At 74.0% G+C, this 1,931-nt stretch carries 2 protein-coding genes; one reads left to right on the forward strand and one right to left on the reverse strand.

The window, feature by feature from the left end; translation table 11 throughout:
- Positions 1 to 145: 145 nt before the first annotated feature.
- A complete protein-coding gene (locus E9549_RS22705) occupies positions 146 to 964 on the reverse strand; it encodes a carboxylesterase (protein WP_236828872.1) in 819 nt (272 codons plus the stop codon).
- Positions 965 to 1,074: 110 nt separating this feature from the next.
- On the opposite strand from E9549_RS22705, the gene E9549_RS22710 reads away from it, so the two are divergent.
- Positions 1,075 to 1,836, forward strand: coding sequence for a 1-acyl-sn-glycerol-3-phosphate acyltransferase (locus E9549_RS22710; RefSeq protein WP_236828873.1), 762 nt, complete (start codon positions 1,075 to 1,077; stop codon positions 1,834 to 1,836).
- The last annotated feature ends 95 nt before the right edge of the window (positions 1,837 to 1,931 follow it).

Below are 1,931 nucleotides of genomic sequence, written 5' to 3' on the forward strand. Positions count from 1 at the left end.
GCGGCCGGCTCCAGGTAGGCGGCGATGCCCGCGGCCTCGAGCACGTCGAGGAGGTGCTCGCCCACCCGCGGGTCGACGTCGCGGACGGGGCTCCAGAGCACGGCGTCCAGGCCGTTGTCACGGCGGCCGCGGCCGCGGCGGTCGGTCACCGGCGCCCGCCCGAGGGGGCGCCGGGCTCGCCGGCGGGCACGCGGGCGCGGATCCACTCCGCCGAGCGGCGGAAGATCAGCGGGGCGTCGTTGTCCAGGGTGGCCACGTGGTAGCTGTCCTCCAGGGCGACCTCGGTGGTGTCGGGGCTCGCCACGCCGGCGAGCAGGACGGTGCTGTTCACCGGTTCCACGACGTGGTCCTCGGTGCTGCGGAAGACGATGACCGGCGCCGTGACCCGGCCCAGGTCGGCGCGGGTCGCGGCCCAGAGGCCGCGCAGCTGGAGCATGGCCCGGAGCGGCAGCCGCGGGTAGGCCAGCTCGGTGACGCCGGGCTTCTTGATGTCGCTGGCGATCGGCGCCCAGCTCGCGGTGACCCGGGCCAGCAGCGGGAGCAGCTTGGCGTCCAGCCGCTGGGTGAGCAGGGCCGGGTTCACCAGCAGCAGCCCGGCGACGTCGTCGGGGCGCACCTCGGCCAGCCGCGTCGCCAGCGTCCCGCCCATCGAGAGGCCGGCGACGAAGACCCGGTCGCAGCGGGCCGCCAGCTCGTCGAAGGCCTGCCCGACCGCCGTCGTCCACTGGTCGTGGGTGCTGGCGTTGCAGTCCTGCCAGCGGGTGCCGTGGCCGGGCAGCAGCGGGCACCGGACGGCGAACCCCTCGGCCGCGAGGTGCTCGCCCCAGGGCCGCATGCTCATCGGCGTCCCGGTGAACCCGTGCACCAGGAGCACCCCGGTGCGCCCCTCGGGCCCCTCGCCCCCGGGGAACTCGAAGGGTTCGGCGCCGGGCATCACCTCGGGGACGGGGGTCGGTCCGGGCACGGGCTCCTCCTGGGCCTCCGGCGTCGCACCGGTGTCGGCTGGCTCACGGCGGGGCCCCGGATTGTGAGGGGTGCCCCAGGCTCCCTAGTCTGGCAGTCCCCGAGGGAGGCGTGTTGTTCTACTGGTTCCTCAAGTTCGTCGCCATCGGCCCGGTGGCGCGGCTGGTCTTCCGCCCGAAGGTCGAGGGCATCGAGAACGTGCCCGCGTCGGGCGCGGCCATCCTGGCGAGCAACCACCTGTCGGCGGCCGACTGGATCTTCATGCCGCTCCAGCTCAAGCGCCGGGTGACCTTCCTGGCCAAGGCGGAGTACTTCACCGGGACGGGCGTCAAGGGCTTCCTCCAGCGGGCGTTCTTCGCCGGGGCCGGGCAGGTGCCGATCGACCGCTCCAGCGCCTCGGCGGCCGAGGACGCGATCCGGACCGGGATCCGCATCCTGCGGGACGGCCAGCTCCTCGGGATCTACCCGGAGGGCACCCGCTCCCCGGACGGCCGGTTGTTCCGCGGCAAGATCGGCGTCGCCCGGATGGCGCTGGAGACCGGCGTCCCGGTGATCCCGGTCGCCATGGTCTACACCTCCCGCCGCCTGCCCTTCGGGCGCAGCCTGATGAAGGTGTGCGTCCGCGTCGGCGAGCCGCTGGACTTCAGCCGCTACGAGGGCCTGGCCGGTGACCGCTTCGTGGAGCGCTCGATCACCGACGAGATCATGTACGAGATCATGACCCTCTCCGGCCAGGAGTACGTCGACGTCTACGGCGCCACCGTGAAGAAGTCGATGGACGCGACCGGCGCCAGCGCCGACGACGTCGTCGCGACCCTCCAGCCGCCGGTCGCCGAAGCGGTCGAGCGCGCGCCGTCGACGCTCGCCGGCTAGCTTTCGCCTCGCCAGTCAAGAGCTGTAGCGGGCAGGGGGCATCGGGCCGGGTGCTTCAGCGTCCGGCCGTGGGGTGCAGCGCGGTGGTCGGGTCC

The sequence above is a fragment of the Blastococcus sp. MG754426 genome, from assembly GCF_021699055.1.
GTDB lineage: Bacteria > Actinomycetota > Actinomycetes > Mycobacteriales > Geodermatophilaceae > Blastococcus.